The following is a 6,112-nucleotide window of genomic DNA, read 5'->3' as shown; positions in this document are numbered from 1 at the left end:
GAATCGTGAGCGTAGATCTTGGGGAGGACGAGTACCGCCGTCGTGACCGGGGCCCGGAGCGGCGGCAGATGTTCGCCGTCGCTCCGGGCCCCGTGCACAACACCGATTACGGAGCCGTCTTGACGGTGATCTTGCCGTCGACGATCTCCTGCTTGGCCTTGTCCACCGCGGCGGTGACCTCGGTCAGCTTGACGTAGGCCGGGTTGGAGTCGGTGAGGCCGACGCCGTCCTTGTCGAGGCCGTAGCGGATCTCACCGTTCTGGGGCTCGCCGTCCTCGACCGACTTGATCAGGTTGAACACCGCGTCGGCGATGTCCTTGGTGACCGAGGTGAGGATGCTGTCCTTGTACTGGGCGAGACCGGCCTGCTTGTACTGGTCGGAGTCGACGCCTATGTTCCACTTGCCCGCGGCCGAGACGGCCTCGATCGACCCGGAACCGGCCAGACCGGCCGCCGCGTAGATCACGTCGGCCTTCTTGTCGAGCTGGCCCTGCGCCGCGGCCTTGCCGAGGTCGGGCTTGGAGAAGCCGTCGAAGTTCGGGGGCTGGGTCAGGTACTGCGAGAGCACCTTCACCGAGGGGTCGGTGTCCTTGACGCCCTGCGCGTAGCCGGCCTCGAACTTCTTGATCAGCGGGGTCTCGACACCGCCGATGAAGCCGACGGTCTTGGACTTGGTGGCCTTGGCCGCCGCGACACCGGCGAGGTAGGAGCCCTGCTCCTCGTTGAAGACCATGTTGGCGATGTTCTTGCCGGTCACCGAGGAGTCGTCGATTATGCCGAAGGTCGTCTTCGGGAACTTCGGGGCGACCTTCTTGATGGCCGGGGCGTAGGCGAAGCCGACGCCGATCACCGGGTTGTTGCCGGCGCGGGCCAGCTCGGTCAGGCGCTGGACCTTGTCGGCGTCGGACTCGCCGTCGGACGGCTCGGCGTCGTTGCCCTTGACCTTGAGGTCCTTCTCGGCCTTCGCGAGACCCGCGTACGCGGCGTCGTTGAAGGACTGGTCACCGCGGCCGCCGATGTCGTACGCGATGGCGACGCTTTTCTCCTTCGAGTCGGACGCGGCGTCCGAGGAGGAGGTGTTGCCACACGCGGTGGCGGTGAGCGCAAGCGCCGCGGACGCGACGCCCACGGTTGCGATCCTGGTGATCCGGCGCAAGGGAGGCTCCTTCAAAGCGACCTAAGCGCCTCTTCCGGCGCTGGTTTCGCCGCGATCGTAACGCGCGTAGATGTCAGATAAAGCCCTGTACGGAAGCCGTTATCGGATCGTCGCGAACAGGACGTGCGACATCCGATTACGGGAAAGAGCACGGCCGGTTACGAACGGTCGCCATCGATCAGCGCGGCGGCGGTGAAAAGCTCCACCCCGACCTGAATCGCCCGTTCGTCCGCGTCGAAATCGCCCCGGTGGAGGTCGTGCCGTGCGGAGTCCCCCGGAGTCCGTACGCCGAGCCGCGCCATCGCGCCGGGCACCTGCTCCAGGTACCAGGAGAAGTCCTCGCCGCCGAGGCTCTGCTCGGTGTCCTCGATCGACTGCGCGCCGCGGCGCGCGGTCTGGGCGTCACGCAGCAGTTCGGCCATCACCAGGTCGTTGACGACCGGCGGGACCCCGCGCACATAGTTGATCTGCGACTTGGCGTGGTAGAGCGCGGAGATCTCGTCGATCGCGGCGTGCACCAGGTCCGGCGCCTCGCGCCAGGCCTTCAGGTCCAGGCAGCGGACGGTGCCGGAGAGTTCGGCGTGCTGCGGGATGACGTTGCAGGCGTGGCCGGCGGCGATACGGCCCCAGGTGAGCGCGAGCCCGGACCGGGCGTCGACACGGCGGGCGAGCAGCGCGGGCACCTCGGTGGCGACCTTCGCGGCGGCGGTGACCAGGTCGGTGGTCAGGTGCGGGCGGGCGGTGTGGCCGCCGGGGCCGTCGAGGGTGACTTCCAGCCGGTCGCAGGCGGAGGTGATCGGGCCGGTGCGCAGACCGATCGTGCCGACGTCCACGCGCGGGTCGCAGTGCACGGCGATGATCCGTCCGACGCCCTCCAGGACACCGGACTCGATCGCGTCGAGCGCACCGCCGGGCAGCACTTCCTCGGCGGGCTGGAAGATCAGCCGCACGGGGTGGGGCAGCAGCCCCTCGCGGTCGAGCGCGGCCAGCACGAGACCGGCGCCGAGGACGGCGGTGGTGTGGACGTCGTGACCGCAGGCGTGCGCGCGGTCGGGGACGGTGGAGCGGTAGGCGACCCCGGCCTTGGTGTCCGGGATGGGAAGGGCGTCGATGTCCGCGCGCAGGGCGAGCATGGGCCGTACGCCGGAGGCGGCGGTCGCGCCGTCACGGGTGCCGATGTCGCAGAAGAGTCCGGTGCCGGTGTTGAGTACCCGCGGAACGAGACCGGCCTGCTCCAGGCGGTGCTTGAGCGCGGCGGTGGTACGGAACTCCTGGTTGCCCAGCTCCGGGTGCATGTGCATGTCTCTGCGGAAGGCGATCAGCTCGGTACGCAGCGTTTCGGGCAGCTTGCCGGGCAGCGCGGCCGCGCTGGGCTCACCGGAGAGGTCGGCAACGGACTCGCGGGACATCAACTGGTTCACCTGTTGAAGGGTAGGCCCCCTGAGGGGGCGCCTGCCCGACGATCAACAAAACTTCAGCCCGAAAGGCGTAAGAAAACCGGGCCGCGAGCGAATAGCCGCTTCTCGGGGTGGGTAAGCTCGCCCGTCCGTCGCGAAGCGGCGACGGACAGTGACGATCCGCCGGGCGGTCCCGCGCGCGTTCCCGTTCTCCGGGCGGCGGCTGCCCGCCACCTCACGCGGAGGCGGGCAGCCTCGGGAGCCGGGTGACGTCCCGGGCCGTGCCCGTGACACCGGACAGGAAGCCGTGGGCGCGCGGTGAGGCGTTGTCCTTCAGCCACTCCGGTGCGATGTCCCACACCGCCACCCGCACGCCCGTACCGGCGAGCGCGAGCGGCAGCGTGTGCACGACCGTCGAGGGGAAGCTGAGCACGGTCGACCCGATGGGGCCGCGCCGGGCGATCAGTTCCAGCGGCAGGTCGGGGCGGACGATCTCCAGGCCGGTCTCCGTGGCGAGCCGGTGCAGCTTCTCCACGCTCTCCCTGCGGTGCGCGAAGTACCGCGTCGCGCCGTGGCTGCGGGCGAGCGAGCCCACGGCCGTCACGTACTGCTCCAGGTCGACCACGCCCGTCTCCACGAGCGAGGTGCCGACCATGTCGGCGCCCTTGGTGATCCGGGGCGGCCCGAAGGTGGCCTTGGTCCACTCGAAGGTGTTGGCCGTGACCGTGATGCCCGGCGGCGCCTCCACGGGCATCGAGGTGAACACCTCGACGCTGCGGGTGCGCGACGGCGTGAGCCGGCGCCGCGCGACGGCGGAGACCGGCGCGAGGACCATCTCGCGCGGCCCGCGCCTGCCGCCCCGCCGGTGCCAGCGCACCAGCGGCTCGCCGTGGACGAGTTGCGCGATGAACTCCATCGTCGCCGTCCCGTCGTCCACCACGGTCAGCTCCTTGCTGCTGACGAGCGTCAGCAGGAGCTGTACGTAGCGGGAGAACGGGTCCCCGATGACGATCCGCTCCGCCCTGCGCAGCAGCGGAGCCAGCTCCCGTATCGTCCGCAGCGGCGCGCTCGCGCCGCCGCGGGCCTCCTGCCAGCGCACGGTGAAGCCCGCGTCGCGGGCCAGCTCGGCCATCCGCCGGAGCTGGCCGCGCGACATGGGATCGGTCGGCGACAGGACGACCACGGTGAGCTCCTCACCGGTGGCGCTCGCCCGCGCCCACTCCAGCACGTTCAGGAGTTGGACCGGGCTCTCCACGAATGCGATGGCGCGAGGGGACGGGGTGCGCACCCCGGAGGGACGGCTCATGGCTGTCAGACCGCCACGGGCTGTGCGCCGTCCGCGGACTCGGCGATGACACCGGCGACCCGGCGGAGCTTCTTCATCGGGCCGAGCTCCGACTCGTAGACCTTCTTGACGCCGTCACCGAGGGACGCCTCGATGGTGCGGATGTCGCGCACGAGGCGGGTGAGGCCCTGCGGCTCGACGGAGGCGGCCTGGTCGGAGCCCCACATGGCGCGGTCGAGCGTGATGTGGCGCTCGACGAAGGCGGCACCGAGGGCGACGGCGGCGAGGGTGGTCTGGAGACCGGTCTCGTGGCCGCTGTAGCCGATCGGCACGTTCGGGAACTCGGCCTGGAGGGTGTTGATGACCCGCAGGTTCAGCTCCTCGGCCTTGGCCGGGTAGGTCGAAGTGGCGTGGCAGAGAAGGATGTTCTCGCTGCCGAGCACCTCGACCGCGTGCCGGATCTGCTTCGGCGTCGACATGCCGGTGGAGAGGATGACCGTGCGGCCGGTGGCGCGCAGCGCGCGCAGCAGCTCGTCGTCGGTGAGGGACGCGGAGGCCACCTTGTGGGCGGGCACGTCGAACTTCTCCAGGAAGGCGACGGCCTCGGTGTCCCACGGGGAGGCGAACCAGTCGATGCCGCGCTTCTTGCAGTGCTCGTCGATGGTGCGGTACTCGTCCTCGCCGAACTCGACGCGGTGGCGGTAGTCGATGTACGTCATCCGGCCCCAGGGGGTGTCGCGCTCGATGTCCCACTGGTCGCGCGGGGTGCAGATCTCGGGGGTGCGCTTCTGGAACTTGACGGCGTCGCAGCCGGCCTCGGCGGCGGCGTCGATCAGCGCGAGCGCGTTGTCGATGTCGCCGTTGTGGTTGATCCCGATCTCACCGGTCACGTAGACGGGGCGGCCGGGGCCCGCGGTGCGGGTGCCGAGGGTACGCAGACGGGAGTTGGTGCTCATGAGGGGGTTCCTTAACTTTCCGAGGTGTCGGCGGTGGTGCCGTGGGGGGTAGCGGGGGTGTTGACGTCCAGACCGGGACCGAGGAGCCAGGTGGCGATCTCCCGGATCGCTCCGGCGCCGCCGGGGGTTGTCGTGACGGCACGCGCCGCCGCGCGTACGGCGTCGTGAGCGCTCGCGACGGCCACCGGCCAGCCGGCGAGCGCGAAGCACGGGAGGTCGTTGACGTCGTTGCCGACGTACAGCACCCGGTCGGGTGTGACTCCGTGCTCGTCGCACCACTGCTTCAGTGCGAGGTCCTTGCGGTCGATGCCGTGGAGCACCGGCACGCGCAGCTTGCGGGCGCGTGCGGCGACGACCGGGTTCTGCTCGGTGGAGAGGATGAGCAGTTCCAGGCCGGCGCGGCGGAGGGCGGCGATGCCGAGGCCGTCACCGCGGTGTACGGCGACGGTCTCGCGGCCCTCCGAGTCGACGAGCACCCGGTCGTCGGTCTGGGTGCCGTCGAAGTCGAGGACGACCGCGTCGATGTCGGCGCGGCCGGGGAGCCCGGGGTTGTCCAGGAGCGGCGCGAGTGCGCGGGCGCGCTCCAGGTCGTGCGGGTCGTCGATCTCCAGCACCCGCTCGGGGTCGGTGGAGACGAGTTCGGTACGCCCGAAGAAGCGGTGCCCGGCCTCGCGGAAGCCTTCGGCGCGCATCGCGTAGGCGGCGCCGGTCTCCAGGAACTCCTGGGGGCGGTCCTGCCTGCGGGGCCGGTTCGACTTGTCGTGGTTGACGCCGAAGCCGTCGCTCTCGGAGCGCCAGATGAAGCCGTGGGTGGGGGCGACGGTCAGCGCGGTGTCGGCGCCGCCCTCGGTGACGGCGGACACGACGCCGTCGAGGTCGCCGGGGGTGATGAAGGGGCTGGTGCACTGCACGAGCAGGACCACCTCGGTGCGGTGTGCGTCGCCGCGCATCGCGCCGTAGGCGTCCATCGCGTGCAGGACGGCGGCCTCGCTGGTCGCGGTGTCCCCGGCGATGGCGGCCGGGCGCAGGACGACCTCGGCGCCGGCGGCGCGGGCGGCGTCCGCGATGGCGGCGTCGTCCGTGGAGACGACGACGTCGGTCACCTGGCGGGCGGCGCGGCAGGCGCGGACGGCCCGTACGACGAGAGGGACACCGCCGACCTGGGCGAGGTTCTTGGCGGGGACGCCCTTGGATCCACCACGGGCGGGGATCACGGCGAGGACGGTCATGGACGGGTCTCCTTGCTTCACTGCGTCGTGCTGGATCTCCACGCCCGACCGTTCGTCCGACGCGCTGCCCGCCCCCTGTGCGTCCCAGC

The 6,112-nt window shown here is 70.9% G+C and carries 5 protein-coding genes; all 5 read right to left on the bottom strand.

Going from position 1 to position 6,112, the window contains the following annotated elements; genetic code table 11:
* Positions 1-106: 106 nt before the first annotated feature.
* Entirely contained in the window at positions 107-1,156 is a 1,050-nt protein-coding gene (locus GXP76_RS33380) for a BMP family protein (protein ID WP_242575365.1), read from the bottom strand.
* A gap of 158 nt (positions 1,157-1,314) precedes the next feature.
* On the bottom strand, positions 1,315-2,565 hold the full coding sequence (locus GXP76_RS33375) for an amidohydrolase (protein WP_242575367.1): 1,251 nt from the start codon (positions 2,563-2,565) through the stop codon (positions 1,315-1,317).
* A 223-nt stretch (positions 2,566-2,788) separates the two neighbouring features.
* Positions 2,789-3,859, bottom strand: coding sequence for a hypothetical protein (locus GXP76_RS33370; RefSeq protein ID WP_147874216.1), 1,071 nt, complete (start codon positions 3,857-3,859; stop codon positions 2,789-2,791).
* 5 nt (positions 3,860-3,864) lie between these two features.
* Positions 3,865-4,794 (bottom strand): N-acetylneuraminate synthase family protein, encoded by a 930-nt coding sequence (locus GXP76_RS33365; protein ID WP_242575364.1) that lies wholly within the window; start codon positions 4,792-4,794, stop codon positions 3,865-3,867.
* A gap of 11 nt (positions 4,795-4,805) precedes the next feature.
* On the bottom strand, positions 4,806-6,023 hold the full coding sequence (locus GXP76_RS33360) for an acylneuraminate cytidylyltransferase (protein ID WP_242575366.1): 1,218 nt from the start codon (positions 6,021-6,023) through the stop codon (positions 4,806-4,808).
* Positions 6,024-6,112 lie beyond the last annotated feature (89 nt).

The sequence above is a fragment of the Streptomyces sp. NP-1717 genome (assembly GCF_022695985.1).
Classification (GTDB): domain Bacteria; phylum Actinomycetota; class Actinomycetes; order Streptomycetales; family Streptomycetaceae; genus Streptomyces.
This window is presented reverse-complemented; position numbering and strand designations above follow the sequence as displayed.

Coding starts and splice junctions, on each gene's coding strand:
- GXP76_RS33360 (WP_242575366.1), bottom strand. CDS start 6,023: ATGACCGTCCTCGCCGTGATCCCCGCCCGTGGTGGATCCAAGGGCGTC.
- GXP76_RS33365 (WP_242575364.1), bottom strand. CDS start 4,794: ATGAGCACCAACTCCCGTCTGCGTACCCTCGGCACCCGCACCGCGGGC.
- GXP76_RS33375 (WP_242575367.1), bottom strand. CDS start 2,565: ATGTCCCGCGAGTCCGTTGCCGACCTCTCCGGTGAGCCCAGCGCGGCC.
- GXP76_RS33370 (WP_147874216.1), bottom strand. CDS start 3,859: ATGAGCCGTCCCTCCGGGGTGCGCACCCCGTCCCCTCGCGCCATCGCA.